We start from the raw sequence: 16,884 nt of genomic DNA on the forward strand, positions 1-16,884 counted from the left end.
GAAAGACAGGCAAACTTATGGCAAATAAAGAGCAACTTTCAGCCCTGATGGATGGCGACCTCAGCGAAATCGAGGTACTGAACGAGCTGGGAACGGATCCCGCTCTGCAGGATACCTGGTCGCGTTACCATCTGATCGGTGATGCCATGCGGGGTGACCTGCCGGTCAATCTGCAACTGGATCTCAGCGACAGCATCATGCTGGCGCTGGAGGATGAACCCGCCATACTGGCGCCCAAGCCGGCACAGCCTGCTGCGCCCCAGGTGCAGCCCGCCGGCAAGGTGATCCCCTTCGTTCGCCGCTTTGGCCAGCAAGTGGGGCAGTATGCCATTGCCGCCTCCGTGGCTGCCGCCGTCATCTTCGGCGTGCAGCAGTACCAGGGCAAGGATGGTGTGCCGACCAGCCCGGTGCTCAATACCATACCCGTGGGTGGCAGTGCTGCGCCGGTGAGCGTGCACTATCCCCAGGATGGCAGCCGGACCGGTGTGCGTCAGCAAGGTCTGAGCGAGCAGCAGATGCAGGAGCAGCGCGAGCGCATCAATGCCTTCCTGCGCGACCATCAACTGCAACAGCGTCTGCTGCAAGACAAGCAGATTCAGGAATAACGCATTTTTAGGGATCAGATCGTGCGCCAGTCCAGCCGTATCCTGCTGGCCTCTCTCCTGTTGATTTGTGCCAAGGCCTCGGCCGACGATCTGTCGGCCGAGGCCTTGTTGCAGCAGATGCAGAGTGCCGTTTCGCAACAAAACTTCGAATTGTCCATGGTCAAGGCCCGCCAGGGGCGCCTCGAGCCTATCCGTTTCAGCCACGGGATCATCGATGGCAAGGAGGTGGCTCACCTGAGCTATCTCGACGGCAAGGCCGTGGAGTTCCTGCAACGCCAGAACGAATACACCTTCTTCGAAAACACCCATGAACCCTACACCCTCAAGGGGGCGCGTTTCCCCGGGGTGTGGTCGAGCCTGGTGAGGATGCCGCTGCCCCGGGTGATGGAGAGCTATGACCCCGTGCTGGCGGGCCGCAGCCGGGTGGCCGGCCTGGTGGCACAAGTGGTGCGGCTGGTGCCCAAGGAGGCGGACAAGTACGGCTTCGTGCTCTGGATTGACGAACAGAGCCATCTGCTGCTGCGGGTGGACATGGTGGATCGAGAGGGCAATCTGGTGGAGCAGGTGCTGGGGGTGGATCTGGACAGGCAATCTGCGCCGGCCCCCTGGCTGGTCACCCTGGCACGCAGCAAGCTGCCGGATGCGCTGGCGCTGGAAGATGCCTATCCAGCTCCCCAGCAGACCCTCAACTGGCACCTGACCTGGTTGCCCGATGGCTTCAAGGTGCTCTCTCAGGATCGGCATCAGCTGGTCAGCACCAGTCTGCCGGTGGATTACATGATGCTCTCCGACGGGCTGGTGGATCTCTCCGTCTACGTCTCCCGGGTCGATCCCAAGCAGGCGGTGCGCCAGCAGTTGATTCGCCAGGGGGCCACCTCGCTGGTGAGCTTCGTCAACGAGGTCGGGGTGGAGATCACCGTGGTGGGCGAGGTGCCCGCCGAAACCGCCAAGCGCATCGCCGAGGCAGTGCAGCCCCTGGCCCGCAACGAGGCGGTGCAGTGAGTCTTTGCCGTGAGACTTGCCCTGAGGGTGCCGCCGTGCTGAGATCCGGTGCATCCACGGCCCCCTGTGAGGAGTCATCAGGTGAGTAACATGAGTGAAGAGCTGGCCACAGTAGTGGCCATCGACGGCAATCACGCCTGGGTGGAGTGCGAGCGGCGATCCGCCTGCAGCGGTTGCCACCAACAATCCAGCTGCGGGACCGGCACCGTCGCTAAGGCCTTTCCCATGAAGGCGCAGCGGCTGCGGGTCGCCCTCACCGGCGACGTGGCGGTGGGCCAGCAGATCCGCCTGGGCATCCCTCAGGCCAGCATCCTGCGCGGTGCGGCTCTGGTGTACGTGTTGCCGCTCTTTTGTCTGCTGCTGGGCGCCCTGCTCGGCCAGCTCTGGCTGGTTCCGCTCTTGTCGGCGGGAGAGGGGGTGACCATCCTCTGCTGTCTGCTGGGCGGCGCCATCGGATTTTTACTGGTTCGTTACTTTTCTGACCGGCTCGAGCAGGGGGAATACGGTCCCCGCATGCTCGGGGTGGTGCTCAATACCCGTCATCTCTCTTGAGGGGCCGGGTCTGGCGGAGGGCATCCAGGTGCCCAACGCCCGCCAGACAAGGCGCTATTTGTGGGGCCCGCCGACTAAAGATTGGCCGTCGACCGGGTTATCCAGTAAAATCCTGCCCTCATATCCGACCCTAACTTAATTTTGAGTGATTCTTGCTCGATGAAACACATTCGTAACTTTTCGATTATTGCGCACATCGACCACGGTAAGTCGACCCTGTCGGACCGTCTGATCCAGACTTGCGGCGGCCTGTCCGATCGCGAGATGCAGGCCCAGGTGCTGGACTCCATGGATCTGGAGCGCGAGCGCGGCATTACCATCAAGGCACAGAGTGTGACCCTGAACTACCAGGCACAAGACGGTAACACCTATCAGCTGAACTTTATCGACACCCCGGGCCACGTGGATTTCTCCTACGAGGTTTCTCGCTCCCTGGCTGCCTGTGAAGGGGCACTGCTGGTGGTGGATGCCGGTCAGGGGGTTGAGGCACAGACTCTGGCCAACTGCTACACCGCCATGGAAATGGAGCTGGAAGTGGTGCCGGTGCTGAACAAGATTGACCTGCCGGCCGCAGAGCCCGAGCGGGTTGCCGAGGAGATCGAGGACATCGTCGGCATCGACGCGGTGGACGCGGTGCGCTGCTCCGCCAAGACCGGCCTCGGTGTCGATCTGGTGCTGGAAGAGATCGTCGCCAAGATCCCGTCCCCGGAAGGGGATCCGGAGGCGCCGCTGCAGGCGCTGATCATCGACTCCTGGTTCGACTCCTACCTCGGGGTCGTGTCGCTCGTGCGGATCAAGAACGGTTCCCTGAAGAAGAACGACAAGATCAAGGTGATGAGCACCGGTCAGGTGTGGGGTGTGGATCGTATCGGTATCTTCACCCCCAAGCAGGTGGACACCGACGGCCTGGGTTGTGGCGAGGTAGGTTGGGTCGTCTGCGGCATCAAGGACATCCACGGTGCGCCGGTGGGGGATACCCTGACCCTGGCCAAGCACGGTGCCGAGAAGGCGCTGGCCGGCTTCAAGAAGGTGAAGCCCCAGGTCTATGCGGGCCTGTTCCCCATCTCCAGCGATGACTACGAGTCCTTCCGCGATGCGCTGGAGAAGCTCTCCCTCAACGACGCCTCCCTGTTCTACGAACCGGAGAGCTCCACGGCGCTGGGCTTCGGCTTCCGCTGCGGCTTCCTCGGGATGCTGCACATGGAGATCATCCAGGAGCGTCTGGAGCGTGAATACGATCTGGATCTCATCACCACCGCACCGACTGTGGTCTACGAGATCGAGCTGAACGATGGCTCCACCATCCACATCGACAGCCCGGCCCAGATGCCCGCCATCAACAACATCAAGGAGATGCGCGAGCCCATCGCCGAGTGTCACATCCTGCTGCCGCAGGAGTACATGGGCAACGTCATCACCCTCTGCATCGAGAAGCGCGGCGTACAGACCAACATGGTCTACCACGGCAAGCAGGTGGCGCTGACCTACGAGATCCCGATGGCGGAAGTGGTGCTCGACTTCTTCGACCGTCTGAAGTCCACCAGTCGCGGCTACGCCTCCCTGGACTACGGCTTCAAGCGTTTCGAAACCTCCGACATGGTCCGTCTGGACATCATGATCAACGGCGAGCGGGTCGACGCCCTGGCCATCATCACCCACAAGGAGAACGCCCAGTATCGCGGTCGCCAGGTGGTGGAGAAGATGCGCGAGCTGATCCCGCGCCAGATGTTCGACATCGCCATCCAGGCCGCCATCGGCAACCAGATCATCGCCCGCAGCACCGTCAAGGCATTGCGTAAAGACGTCACCGCCAAGTGCTACGGTGGTGACGTGAGCCGGAAGAAGAAGCTGCTGAACAAGCAGAAAGAAGGCAAGAAGCGGATGAAGTCCCTGGGCCGTGTGGACGTGCCGCAAGAGGCCTTCCTCGCCATTCTCCACGTCGGAAAGGATTAATCGATGGCAAGCACCTTTTCCCTGATCCTCGTCGTCGTCACCCTGCTGACCGGCATCATCTGGACGCTCGACAAGCTGGTCTGGGCCAAGCAGCGGGCGGCCAAGATTGCCGCCGCCCGTGCCAATGCCGGTCCGGATGTGGACGAGAAGACACTGGCCAAGGTGGCCCCCATGCCGGTCTGGATCGAACAGACCGGCGGGGTTTTCCCGGTGATCGCGCTGGTGCTGATCCTGCGCTCCTTCATCTTCGAGCCGTTCCAGATCCCGTCCGGCTCCATGATGCCGACCCTGCTGGTGGGCGACTTCATCCTGGTGGAGAAGTTTGCCTACGGCCTCAAGGACCCGGTGACCAACACCAAGTTCCTCGAGACCGGCGAGCCGAAGCGCGGTGATGTGGTGGTCTTCAAGTATCCGCTGGATACCCGGGTGGACTACATCAAACGGGTGGTCGGCATGCCCGGCGATCGGGTCATCTATCGCAACAAGGAGCTGATGATCCGGCCCAAGTGCGATGAGCAGGAAGGGAAAACGTGCCCCGGCTTCCAGAAGCTGGACGTCAAGTTCGAGCAGCGCGGCGAGTTCAGCCAGATGGGGATCCCGCTGGATCGCTACACCGAACAGCTGGGCGATGTCTCCCACGAGACCTTGCGCAACCCGCTGATGCCGGACCTGGTGGACCGCTACTATCGCCAGCCCGGCACCTACCCCGACGAGTGGGTGGTGCCGGAAGGTCACTATTTCGTGATGGGTGACAACCGCGACAACAGCACCGACAGTCGTTTCTGGGGCTTCGTGCCCGAGCAGAACCTGGTGGGCAAGGCGGTCGCCATCTGGATCAGTTTCGAATTCGAGCGCGAGGAAGGGTCCAGCTTGCCGAGCTGGGTGCCGACCGGTGTGCGCTTCAACCGCATTGGCGGAATCAAGTAAATGAATATCAAGATGAACAGACTGCAGTCCCGTCTCGGGCATGTCTTTCAGGATCCTGAGCTGCTGACCCGGGCTCTGACCCATCGCAGCGCTGGGTCCCGTCACAACGAGCGCCTGGAATTTCTGGGGGACTCCATCCTGAGTCTGGTGATTGCCGATGACCTCTTCCACCGCTTCCCGCAGGCGGCGGAAGGGGATCTCAGCCGGATGCGCGCCACCCTGGTGCGCGAGAAGACGCTGGCCGAGCTGGGCCGGGAATTCGACCTCGGGGATCACCTGATCCTGGGGCCGGGGGAGCTGAAAAGCGGCGGTTTTCGCCGCGAGTCCATCCTGGCCGACACCGTCGAGGCGGTGATCGGCGCCATCTATCTGGACACGGATCTGGAGCGGGTGCGCAGCCTCCTGCTCGGTTGGTATGCCAGCCGCCTTGGCGAGATCAAGCCCGGGATCGAACAGAAGGATCCCAAGACTCGTCTGCAAGAGATCCTGCAGGGCAGCCGCAAATCCCTGCCGACCTACACGGTGACCAACGTCAAGGGCGAGGCCCACAACCAGGAGTTCACCGTCCAGTGCGAAGTGGATGGGCTGGATGGCCCCCTGGTCGGGATCGGCTCCAGCCGCCGCAAGGCCGAACAGGCCGCTGCGCAGCAAGCACTGGAACGGCTGTCATGAGCACCATGACGGATCCGGCACTGTGCGCTCTTTTCACTCCATCAGCATTGGGAACGCGGTCATGACAGATACCACCTATTGCGGCTTTGTCGCCATCGTGGGCCGCCCCAACGTGGGCAAGTCCACCCTGCTCAACAAGTTGCTCGGCCAGAAGGTCAGCATCACCTCGAAGAAGCCCCAGACTACCCGTCACCGGATCCTGGGGATCGACACCGAGGAGAACCATCAGACCATCTATGTGGATACCCCGGGTCTGCACATCGAGGAGAAGCGGGCCATCAACCGCCTGATGAACCGCGCCGCCACCAGTTCCCTGGGGGACGTGGCCATGGTGGTGTTCGTGGTGGACGGCACCCACTGGACCAAGGATGACGAGATGGTGCTGGGCAAGCTGCGCCACCTCAAGTGCCCCGTGGTGCTGGCGGTCAACAAGATCGACAACGTCAAGGAGAAAGAGGATCTGCTGCCGCACCTCGAGTGGCTGGGACAGCAGATGAACTTTGCCCACATCCTGCCCATCAGTGCCGAGAAGGGCACCAACGTGGAGAAGATCCGCGAGTGGGCCAAGGATCTGCTGCCGGAGAACGTCCACTTCTTCCCGGAAGATTACGTGACCGACCGCTCTTCCCGCTTCATGGCCTCCGAGATCATCCGCGAGAAGCTGATGCGCTTCACCGGCGAGGAGCTGCCCTATTCGGTGACGGTGGAGATCGAGCGCTTCAAGGTGGAGGAGACCGGTCTCTACCACATCCACGGGCTCATCCTGGTGGAGCGCGAAGGCCAGAAGAAAATGGTCATCGGCAACAAGGGCGAGAAGATCAAGACCATCGGCACAGAGGCGCGCATCGACATGGAACGGCTGTTCCAGAACAAGGTGCATCTCGAGTTGTGGGTCAAGGTCAAGTCCGGCTGGGCCGACGACGAGCGGGCCCTGCGCAGCCTCGGGTATGGCGACGACTGATTGCTGACCCCGGCTTTCGTCATCCACAGTCGGCCCTATCGGGAGACCAGCCAGCTGGTCGAGGTCTTCACCCAGGATAGCGGTCGATTCACCTTGGTGGCTCGCGGTTCCCGCGGGCCACGCTCCTCTCTGAAGGGGCTGCTTCAGCCCTTCACCCTGCTCACCATTGCCTGGCGCGGCAAGGGGGATCTCAAGAACCTCACCCAGGTGGAGTGCCCGGATCACTCGTTGCGCCTCGGCGGGGATCGTCTCTTCTACGGCCTCTATCTCAACGAGCTGGTCTACTACCTGCTGGAAGCGCACACCCCCTTCCCCGAGGTGTTCGACGCCTATGCCCGTGCCATCATGGCCCTGGCGGACGGCGAGACCCCGGAGCTGCCCCTGCGCCGCTTCGAGTTCCTGCTGCTGCAGGCCCTGGGCTACGCGGTGGACTTCGAATATGCCGCGGACGACGACTCCCCCATCGACCCCACCCTGCTTTACGGCTTCGAGCGGGAGCTCGGCTTTGTCGCTTGCGAGCGGGCGCCGGATCCCCGTACCCTGTTCCTCGGCGCCCACCTGCTGGCCTTCGCCGAGGGGCGTTTCGACACGCCTCCCTTGCTGCAGGCGGCCAAGCGTTTCAGCCGGCTGGCGCTGCAGCCCTATCTCGGCAAGCGTCAACTGAAGAGCAGGGAGCTCTTTTTGAAGCGAAAAGGCAGTGTTTCAAGCTGATTTTTATTATCTGGTGATGTTTTGTGTTTATGACATCGCCTTTCATGAACAATAATGCTGTCGCCGTGGCCAAAACCGGCCTGCGGCGGCACATGGACAGAGGGGCGGGCTCCACCCGTCCCGGCATTCACAGATGACCTGTATCAAGGAGTAAGCAATGAGCGAGATCTACCTGGGTGTGAACATCGACCATATCGCCACCCTGCGCAACGCCCGCGGCACCCAGTATCCGGATCCGGTACAGGCCGCCTTCGTGGCCGAGCAGGCCGGTGCCGATGGCATCACGGTCCACCTGCGGGAAGATCGCCGCCACATCACCGACCGGGACGTGGAGATCCTGCGCCAGACCATCCAGACCAGGATGAACCTGGAGATGGCGGTGACCGAGGAGATGATCGGCATCGCCTGCCGCATCAAGCCCCACTTCGTCTGCCTGGTGCCGGAGAAGCGCACCGAGGTGACCACCGAGGGGGGGCTGGACGTGGCGGGCCAGCTGGACAAGGTGACCGATGCGGTGACCCGCCTGGCCGCCGTGGGCGCCCAGGTGTCCCTTTTTATCGATGCGGATCCGTTGCAGATCGATGCGGCCGCCGCGAGCGGTGCTCCCTTCATCGAGATCCACACCGGCCGCTACGCCGATGCCACCACGGATGCCGAGCGCAACGCCGAGTTCAAGCGTATCGCTGCCGGTGCCTCCTATGCCGCAGGCAAGGGCTTGAAGGTCAATGCGGGCCACGGTCTGCACTACCACAACGTCAAGGCCATCGCCGCCATCCCCGAGCTCTATGAGCTCAACATCGGTCACGCCATCATCGGCCGCGCCGCCTTCGACGGTCTGGCCAAGGCGGTCAGCGACATGCGTGCGCTGATGCAGGAAGCCCGTCAGGGGATCTGATGCCGCTTCGCAGGTATGAAAACCACAAGGGACGCTTCGGCGTCCCCTGTGGTTTTCAGGAGTGGAAGGCGGGATGAACCCCGTGCTCATCTGGCATGGGGCCGGGCATCCGTGTGCAGAGGGCGAAAGGGAAGGGGCGCCTCAGCCTGGTTCCGGGAAGTAGCGCTCCAGCAGGGCGGTGAGGATGGCCTGGCACTCGGCATCCGGCTCGCCGGTGACCAGGGCAGGGCGAAAGTGAAGCTGGAAGGCGCGCAGGACGGCGCGGCTCTGCTCATCCCAGGCGCCGTGCTGGGGGAGGCCGTAGCCGTAACGGGCAAGCTGCTGCTGCCATTGCAGCGCATCCCAGGGGATGAGCTGCGTCTGGCGCAGCTCGGCCACCCGGGCCTCGTCGGGCCAGGCGCCGACACCGTAGCGCAGGGCGAGCTCGCGCCAGGGGAACCGGGGGCCGGGATCCTGCTTGCGCTCGGGGGCGACGTCGCTGTGGGCCAGCACCTGGGTGGGGGGGATCTGGTAGCGTTCGACCAGATCCCGGGCGAGGGCGCCGAGGGCGGCGATCTGGGCAGAGGGATAGGGTTGCCAGTGTCTCAGATGGGCTGGCAGGGCCGCGTCTTTCTCGTCATACCCGAGATTCACTATCTCGATACCGAGCGAACTGGCGTTGAGCCCGGCGTAGTGATGCCAGCGACTGCGTCCGGCGTGCCAGGCCCGCTGGCTGTCGGGCACCAGCTGGTAGACCGGGAACGGTTGCTCGTCGGTGTCGCGGGGGATCAGGTAGTGGGCGCTCACCTTGTGCTCCGGCTCGGTCAGCAGGCGCAGGGAGCGGGCATCCTCTTCATCCGTGTAGTGCAGGATGAGAAAGGCGATGCGCTCGTTCTGGCTGGCGCTCTGATGCTCCTGATTGAGACGATAGGGCGCAGGCTGGCAGGCGCCGAGCAGCAGGATGAGGGGCAGTGACCAGAACCAGCGCGCCGCGAACCGACACGCACCGCCGCTCGCCGACGGGCGTGGAGTCAGCAGGCGGCGCCAGCTCATGGTCTAGTCTCGCACCTGGTCGGAGGCGGTCATCAGGGCCCGGGCCTGTATTTGGCGGTGAGGCCAATCAGGAAGTTGCGCAGGATCTGATCCCCGCAATCCTGATAGTGCTTGTGATCCCTGGCGCGGAACAGGGCGCTCAGCTCGGACTTGGAGAGGTTGAAGTTCGCGAGCTTGAGGGTGCCCAGCATCTCCTCTTCCTTGTAGTTGAGGCCGATGCGCAGCTTGCGCAGGATCAGGTTGTTGTTGATCCGGTTCGGGATCACCTGGGGCGGGGCATCTTCCCGCACACCGCGGCGCAGGGCGATGAAGCCGTCGAGGAACTGGCTCAGTGCCGAGTCCGGGCAGGCGGCGAAGCCCGCTTCCTGTGCCTCGCCCTCTTCGGCCTCTTTCATCAGCCAGCCGTGCAACTGGGCATGGGTGATGGCCAGATTGCCCTTGGCAAAGATCTCGACCATCTGGTCGTTGCTGATGCTGAGGGCATAGCGCAGGCGGCGCAGAATATCGTTGTTGGTCATGTTGACTCCTGTGGAAACGGCGCAGATGTTACCACCTGCCGCCTGTCCAGTCAGAAAAAGCGCCTCAGTCGGTCAGGGCCAGGTAGCGGGGGGCCTCTTGCCTCACCTGCTCCAGGGCATCCTGCAGCTCCAGCAATTCGGGTTCCAGATCGCTCACGGCGACCCCGTCGCGCAGCTGCTGCTCGAGCTGGGAGAGCAGGCGTTGCAGACCCGGCACCCCGGAGTAGGCGCAGCCACCGTTGAGGCGGTGGAGCTGGGCCAGCACGTCTGCATCGTCGGCACTCCCTTCCAGCGCCGCCGCCAGGATGGGCTCCACCTCGTCGAAGCTGGCCAGCAGCATGGTCAGCATCTCCCGGGCGAGGGCCGGCTTGCCGGCGGCCTGACGCACGGCGAGGGGCCAGTCTATCTGCTGATCCCCGTGATTCTGGTGCCGCCGGTGGGCGAAGTCGGTGATGAGCTGCGCCAGCATCCCCTCGTCGATGGGTTTGGCCAGGTAGTCGTCCATGCCCTGGCGAATGAGGCGCTCCCGCTCACCGGGAATGGCATGGGCGGTGACCGCGACGATGGGGGTCTCGGTGTTGAGGGAGTGGTGGCGGATCGCCTGGGTGGCGCTGATGCCGTCCATGACGGGCATCTGGATATCCATGAAGATGATGTCGAACGGCTGGCTCTGGGCCAGGTTGACCGCCTCCTTGCCGTTCTTGCACACCACCACCTCGGTCACCATCTCCTTGAGCATGGCGGCGATGAGCTTGAGGTTGGCGGCGTTGTCATCCACCGCCAGCACCTTGACCGCCTGCACGCTGCGCGGCGTCGGCGCGGGCAGGGGGGCACGGCGTACCGCCTCGGGGGAGAGCAGGGCGTGCAGCAATTTGCGATGGTTGATGGGCTTGGAGAGGCAGTGGACGGCGCCGTGGGCCAGCATGGCATCGTAGAGGGCCGGCTCGTGGCTGCTGAGCAGCACTATGGTGTTCTGCTGGCCGTCCAGCCCGTCGAGACGGGCAATCACCTGCTGTGGGCTGTGCAGGGTGCTGCTGCCGATGAGCACCATGTCCTGGCTGCTCATCGGGGGCCACTCCTCGTCCACCGTCAGGGAGTGCACATCCAGGTGCCACTCTCCCAACAGGGCGAGCAGGGAGGCGTGAGTGAAGGGATCCGGCTCCAGCAGCCAGACCCGCTTGCCCTGGATGCGATCCAGCGGAAGCCGCTCGCTCTGGGGCAGGGGCGAGACATCCAGATCCAGGTGGAACGAGAAGACCGACCCCTTGCCGAGTTCGGATTCGAAGCGGATCTGGCCCCCCATCTGCTGCACCAGCTTCTGGGTGATGACGAGCCCGAGCCCGGTGCCCCCATAGCGGCGGGAGATGGAGGAGTCTGCCTGGTTGAAGGCCTGGAACAACTGGCGCTGCTGCTCTTCCGAGATGCCGATGCCGGTATCGCGAATCAGCACCCGCAGGCGCACCTTGTTGCCGTTCGATTCCCCGGTCTGCTCGACACGCACGTCCACGTTGCCACGCTCGGTGAACTTGATGGCGTTGCCGGTGAGGTTGGTGAGCACCTGCTGCAGGCGCATGGGGTCGCCGGTGAGGTAGTCCGGCACGGCGGCATCCACCTGGAGGGAGAGTTCGAGCTGCTTGTCGTGGGCGCTCGGCCCCAGCAGGTGCATGGTCTCGTTGAGGGTGTCCCGCAGGCTGAAGGGGATGTGCTCGAGCTGCAGCTTGCCCGCCTCCAGCTTGGAGAAGTCGAGGATGTCGTTGATGATCCCAAGGAGGTTGCGCGCCGACTTCTCGATGGTCTGCATGTAGTCGGTCTGGCTCGGGGTTAGGCTGGTCTTGAGCAGCTGGCGGGTGAAGCCGATGACCCCGTTGAGCGGGGTGCGCAGCTCGTGGGACATGTTGGCGAGGAACTCGGACTTGACCCTGGCCGCCTCCTGGGCGCGCTTCTTCGCCATGTCGAGCTCGACGTTCTGGATCTCGATCTGCTCGAGGGTCTCCCGCAGATCCGACGTCGCCTGATCGATGTTCTGCTGCATCTCCTCGTGATATTCGGAGAGCGCCTTGGCCATGGCGTTGATGCCGTTTTTCAGCATGTCGAGCTCGCCGGTGAGCTGGCCGCTGACCCGGGTATCGAGTCGCCCCTCCCTGATCCGGTGCACCGCCTGCACCATGTCGGTGATGGGCTGGGTCACGCTCTTGACCAGACGGAAGCCGAACAGGGCGCTGATGGCCAGCCCGATGAGCACGATGATGACCGCGAAGAAGGCGTCGCGGTACTGCAGGACGATGGCCCTGTCCGTGGCGAGCTGCATGGAGATGTAGCCGATGACCGGCGGCTCCAGATCGCTTGGCAGCGGGAAGCCGTCCAGGCTGGTCTCTGCCTGGATGGGGGTGCGCAGTATGATGTCATCGCCGTTGAAGGAGACGCTGGTCAGGGCCGGGATGACGCTGCCGTCCGGCAGACGAAGCTGGCTGAAGTCCCTGTGGTAGTTGGACGTCACGAACAGCTGGTTCTCCTGGGTGAAGACGGCGATGGACTTGATGAAGGGCGAGTTCTTGCGATGGGTGAGCCCGATCAGCCGCTTGAGGGATTCGCGGCTGTGCTGTGTCATGCCGTATTCGCTGGCGATGGCCAGGGGCTCGATGATGTTGATGCCCTGATCGATGAGGTTGTTTTCCAGCTGCTGATAGCGGTGGAAGGTGAAATAGCCGGCGATGAGGCCGCCAATGATGAGGGTCGGCAAGATGGTGAAGGCCAGCACCCGGGCCCTGAGACCGTACTTGGTCATGCCGCCGACCCGCCTTTCGCAAGAGAAGCCATGACCCGGTGCGCATGCAGGCACCGGGGTCGGGCAGGCAATACAGTCATTGTCGCTGTACGGGGTCTCAGGCCGTATCCGGTCATATCAATGGGCCACTTTTGGTCAGAATGGACGATGGGGCGGATGCCGCGGCTGGGGCCCTCAGGCCGTATTTGGTCATACGATTATTCTTGTGGGACAATGGTCTGCCGCAGATTCCACAATCATGACATAGCCACCTATAGGCACCAAGTTTTATGGCCCAGTTTTTCAAGCCCCAAAAGAAATCCACCCAGCCCCAACGTATTGAATTTACGGTAGACAGTCTGGATCACCACTGTGTCGGCGTCGGCCGTCATCAGGGCAAGGCCATCTTCGTCGAAGGGGCGCTGCCCGGCGAGGCCATCAAGGCCCGCATCATCGACGACAAGAAGCACTATGCCCACGCCGCCCTGCAACAGGTGGTGACCCCGGCGGACAACCGGGTCGCCCCCTTCTGCGACCACTATCGCGAGTGTGGCGGTTGCAGTGCCCAGCACCTGGGAGAGGGAGATCAGCTGGCGGCCAAGGAGGCGGGACTGGTCAGCCTGTTCGAGCGCCTTGGCAACATCCAGGCGCCTACACTGGCACCTGCGCTGACGGGGGAGTCCCGCGCCTACCGCCGGGTCTGCCGTCTGGCCATCAAGTTTGACAAGAACGGTCGCTGCACCCGGGTGGGCTTTCGTCGTCGCCAGTCGAACGATCTGGTAGAGATTGCCAGCTGCCCTGTGCTGGCCGAGCCCCTCTCCGCCCTTATCGCCCCTCTGCGCGAATGCCTCAACCGGCTGAAGAGCCAGCGCGAACTGGGTCACGCCGAACTCATTCAGGGGGAGCAGGGCATTCTGATGCTGCTGCGCCACACCGGTCGCCCCACCGAGGCAGATCGGGCGCACTTGACCGAGTTTGCCACCGCCCAGGGGATAGACCTCTATCTGCAGGCGGCGGACGAGCAGATCGAACCTCTGCGTCAACAGTCTCAGCCAAGTTACACGCTGGATGGCCTGTCTCTTGCATTCGCTCCCGGCGACTTCATCCAGGTCAACGGGCCCGTCAACCAGCGCATGGTGGAGCAGGCATTGAGCTGGCTCGACGCAGGCAAGGATGACAAGGTGCTGGACCTCTTCTGCGGCATCGGCAACTTCACCCTGCCGCTGGCCCGTCAGGCCCGCGAAGTGGTGGGGGTGGAAGGGGAGCTCGCCATGGTGACGCGTGCACAGGAGAATGCCCGCCGCAACGGCATCGACAACGCCCGCTTCTACAAGGCGGACTTGAGCGGCGACATCGTGGGCATGTCCTGGGCCCGGGAAGGGTTCGATCTGGTGCTGCTGGATCCGGCCAGACCCGGGGCGCTGGAGGTGATGAGCCACGTGGTGGCACTTTCCCCCAAACGGGTGGTCTATGTTTCCTGTAACCCGGTCACCCTGGCCCGTGACAGCCAGGTGCTGGTGCAGGGGGGCTACAAGCTGACCCGTCTGGGGATGCTGGACATGTTCCCCCACACTGGTCATCTGGAGTCCATGGCGCTGTTCGAACGGGGCTGAGTCGAGGCGACCGCATTATTCTGGATGAATCAAGATGCGGTCGTGATGATTTTTCGATGTGCATGATGCTGCCAGAGTGAGGTAAAACAGGTGTTTCTCGCTGCCTTCAACGGGCAGGGCAGCATGCGGTTATCTTGGTTTTCCAGCGGCGGCAGCGCTGTTTGAGCGGGAGTGATTAGGGTAATCTAGGTCGTCGATAGTGGATCGGATGCGGGGAAGAGCCCTGTCACCTTGCGCGGTGACATGCCTTGAAAACTCTTTCATGCATCCCCATTTGAGGCAGTCATCAGTTGATGAGGGGATGAGGAGAGCATCGGCTTTCGACCCCACACTTTTAAGGATTGATACCATGGTTGCGGTGCGCGATATTCATTTGAAAGACAATTTCACTCTGGATGAGTGGGTCAGTTCCCTTACCCTGAGTGAAAGTGACAAGAATCAGCTGCGAACCGTCTACCAGTATTGCCTGACCCTGGGTGACGAAGCGCTCACCAACCGCCTGCTGGTGCGCGGGGTCGAGATGGTGGGCATCCTGCTGATGCTCAGCATGGATCTCGCCACCCTCAAGGCCGCCATTCTCTATCCCTTCGTCGAAGCGGGTCTCATCAGCCAGGAAAAGGTGAACGAGGACTTCGGCCCCAAGATCGCCAAGCTGGTGGAAGGGGTGCTGGAGATGGAGGCCATCCGCTCCCTGCAAACCCTTCACCGCAGCGAAACCTCGCCGGAGCAGGTGGACAACGTGCGCCGCATGCTGCTCGCCATGGTCGAGGACGTGCGCGCCGTGGTCATCAAGCTGGCGGAGCGCATCGCCTGCCTGCGTGAGGCGAAGAAGGCGGATGAGGAGACCCGGGTGCTGATGGCCCAGGAGATCACCAACATCTATGCCCCCCTTGCGAACCGCCTCGGTATCGGTCAGCTCAAGTGGGAGCTCGAGGATCTCGCCTTCCGCTACCTGCACCCGGACACCTACAAGCAGATCGCCAAACAGCTGGATGAGAAACGGCTCGACCGCGAGCGCTACATCCGCGAATTCGTGCAGTCCCTGCGCGATGCCCTGGCCGAGGCCGGCGTCGAGGCCGAGGTCTATGGCCGACCGAAACACATCTACAGCATCTGGCGCAAGATGCAGAAGAAGCACCTCGAATTCAACGAGCTGTTCGATGTGCGCGCGGTGCGGGTGATCACCAAGCGGCTGCAGGATTGCTACGCGGCGCTCGGTATCGTTCACACCCATTTCCACCATATTCCCCGCGAATTTGACGACTATGTCGCCAACCCCAAGCCCAATGGCTACCAGTCCATCCACACCGTGGTGGTGGGGGAGGAGGGCAAGACGGTGGAGATCCAGATCCGTACCGAGCAGATGCATCAGGATGCGGAGCTCGGTGTGGCCGCGCACTGGCGCTACAAGGAAGGGGCCCAGGCCGCTGCCAAGACCAGCACCTTCGAAGACAAGATCGAATGGCTGCGCAAACTCCTCGCCTGGCAGGAGGATCTCTCGGAGAGCGGCTCCTTGCTGGACGATCTGCGCAGTCAGGTGTTCGAGGACAGGGTTTATGTCTTCACTCCCAAGGGCGATGTCATCGACCTGCCAGCAGGGGCGACGCCGCTCGACTTCGCCTATCACGTGCACAGCATGATCGGTCACCGCTGCATCGGCACCAAGATCGACGGTCGTATCGTGCCCTTCACCTATACGCTGCAAACCGGTGATCAGGTGGAGGTGATCACCCAGAAGGAGCCGAACCCGAGCCGCGACTGGATGAACCCGAACGCCGGCTTCCTGCGCTCCAGCCGGGCGCGGGCCAAGGTGGCCACCTGGTTCAGAAAGCTGGACCGGGACAAGAACATCGCCGCCGGCAAGGAGTTGCTGGAGAAGGAGCTGGACCGCCACAACCTCACCCTCTCCAAGGTGGACAAGGTGGTGCTGGAGCGCTTCCATGCGGAGGAGCTGGAAGATTTGCTGGCCGGTATCGGCAGCGGCGACATCCGCATCAACCAGCTGCTCAACTACCTCGACACCCGCTACAACAAGCCGACGGCGGAAGAAGAAGATCGCCGTCTGCTGGAGAAGCTGGAGCAGAAGGCCAATGTGCCCTTCCGCCCCAAACCCAAGGATCACATAGTAGTGGAAGGGGTGGGCAACCTGATGACTCACATCGCCCGCTGCTGCCAGCCCATCCCGGGGGACGCCATCCAGGGCTTCATCACCATGGGACGGGGGGTTTCCATCCACCGGGAGGATTGCGAGCAGCTCAAGGAGCTGTCGCGTCGCAACCCGGAGCGTCTGATCGATGCGGTCTGGGGGGAGAACTACTCCGGCGGTTACGGTCTCACCATCCGCATTCTCTCCAACGACAGATCCGGCCTGCTGCGCGACATCACCACCGTGCTCGCCAACGAGAAGATCAACGTGATGGGAGTGCGTTCGCGCTCCAACGTGCGCGAGCAGACCGCCGAAATAGACATGGAGCTGGAGATTTACAACATCAACGCCTTCAACCGGGCGTTGGCCAAGCTCAGTCAGCTCAACGACGTGATCAGCGCCAAGCGGCTGTAATGCTCAACCGACCGGCCCCAGTGGCCGGTCTGCATTTTCTCCCTCCTTGTAGAGCATTGAAGACGGATATCACGCGCCCCATCTCCGGCCGCCATGGCTCCACATCATGTGGAGCAGTG

General features: G+C 62.8%; 14 protein-coding genes. 11 read left to right on the plus strand and 3 right to left on the minus strand.

Going from position 1 to position 16,884, the window contains the following annotated elements; genetic code table 11:
• Positions 1-17: 17 nt before the first annotated feature.
• The 9 genes from BN1120_RS11595 (at position 18) to pdxJ (ending at position 8,278) form a co-directional block, all read left to right on the plus strand.
• Positions 18-605, plus strand: a complete 588-nt coding sequence (locus BN1120_RS11595) for a sigma-E factor negative regulatory protein (RefSeq protein ID WP_041211670.1) — start codon at positions 18-20, stop codon at positions 603-605.
• A 21-nt stretch (positions 606-626) separates the two neighbouring features.
• Positions 627-1,607, plus strand: a complete 981-nt coding sequence (locus BN1120_RS11600; RefSeq protein ID WP_010675643.1) for a MucB/RseB C-terminal domain-containing protein — start codon at positions 627-629, stop codon at positions 1,605-1,607.
• A 90-nt stretch (positions 1,608-1,697) separates the two neighbouring features.
• A complete protein-coding gene (locus BN1120_RS11605; protein ID WP_039040538.1) occupies positions 1,698-2,159 on the plus strand; it encodes a SoxR reducing system RseC family protein in 462 nt (153 codons plus the stop codon).
• A 159-nt stretch (positions 2,160-2,318) separates the two neighbouring features.
• Positions 2,319-4,112: a translation elongation factor 4 gene (lepA, locus tag BN1120_RS11610; protein ID WP_042016225.1), complete on the plus strand. Its 1,794-nt coding sequence runs from the start codon at positions 2,319-2,321 to the stop codon at positions 4,110-4,112.
• Between the two features lie 3 nt (positions 4,113-4,115).
• A complete protein-coding gene (gene lepB / locus BN1120_RS11615; RefSeq protein ID WP_010675640.1) occupies positions 4,116-5,039 on the plus strand; it encodes a signal peptidase I in 924 nt (307 codons plus the stop codon).
• Positions 5,040-5,711: a ribonuclease III gene (gene rnc, locus BN1120_RS11620; RefSeq protein ID WP_010675639.1), complete on the plus strand. Its 672-nt coding sequence runs from the start codon at positions 5,040-5,042 to the stop codon at positions 5,709-5,711.
• A gap of 61 nt (positions 5,712-5,772) precedes the next feature.
• Complete coding sequence (gene era / locus BN1120_RS11625) at positions 5,773-6,672, plus strand: GTPase Era (RefSeq protein ID WP_041211854.1); 900 nt, start codon at positions 5,773-5,775, stop codon at positions 6,670-6,672.
• The gene (recO, locus tag BN1120_RS11630; RefSeq protein WP_039040537.1) at positions 6,673-7,383 is read left to right on the plus strand and encodes a DNA repair protein RecO; all 711 of its coding nucleotides are present in this window, start codon (positions 6,673-6,675) and stop codon (positions 7,381-7,383) included. It abuts the gene before it with no gap.
• 157 nt (positions 7,384-7,540) lie between these two features.
• The gene (gene pdxJ, locus BN1120_RS11635) at positions 7,541-8,278 is read left to right on the plus strand and encodes a pyridoxine 5'-phosphate synthase (protein WP_010675636.1); all 738 of its coding nucleotides are present in this window, start codon (positions 7,541-7,543) and stop codon (positions 8,276-8,278) included.
• A 141-nt stretch (positions 8,279-8,419) separates the two neighbouring features.
• Here pdxJ and BN1120_RS11640 read toward each other — a convergent pair whose 3' ends face one another.
• From BN1120_RS11640 to barA, 3 genes are all read right to left on the minus strand, one after another.
• The gene (locus tag BN1120_RS11640) at positions 8,420-9,310 is read right to left on the minus strand and encodes an N-acetylmuramoyl-L-alanine amidase (protein WP_080768006.1); all 891 of its coding nucleotides are present in this window, start codon (positions 9,308-9,310) and stop codon (positions 8,420-8,422) included.
• A gap of 32 nt (positions 9,311-9,342) precedes the next feature.
• The gene (locus tag BN1120_RS11645; RefSeq protein WP_010675634.1) at positions 9,343-9,828 is read right to left on the minus strand and encodes a YehS family protein; all 486 of its coding nucleotides are present in this window, start codon (positions 9,826-9,828) and stop codon (positions 9,343-9,345) included.
• Between the two features lie 64 nt (positions 9,829-9,892).
• Positions 9,893-12,613, minus strand: a complete 2,721-nt coding sequence (gene barA, locus BN1120_RS11650; protein ID WP_042016226.1) for a two-component sensor histidine kinase BarA — start codon at positions 12,611-12,613, stop codon at positions 9,893-9,895.
• Positions 12,614-12,882: 269 nt separating this feature from the next.
• Here barA and rlmD point away from each other — a divergent pair, with 269 nt between their 5' ends.
• Positions 12,883-14,205, plus strand: coding sequence for a 23S rRNA (uracil(1939)-C(5))-methyltransferase RlmD (rlmD, locus tag BN1120_RS11655; RefSeq protein WP_042016227.1), 1,323 nt, complete (start codon positions 12,883-12,885; stop codon positions 14,203-14,205).
• Positions 14,206-14,554: 349 nt separating this feature from the next.
• Complete coding sequence (gene relA / locus BN1120_RS11660; RefSeq protein ID WP_010675631.1) at positions 14,555-16,765, plus strand: GTP diphosphokinase; 2,211 nt, start codon at positions 14,555-14,557, stop codon at positions 16,763-16,765.
• The last annotated feature ends 119 nt before the right edge of the window (positions 16,766-16,884 follow it).

Source organism: Aeromonas caviae, assembly GCF_000819785.1.
In the GTDB taxonomy this organism is placed as follows: Bacteria; Pseudomonadota; Gammaproteobacteria; order Enterobacterales; family Aeromonadaceae; genus Aeromonas; species Aeromonas caviae.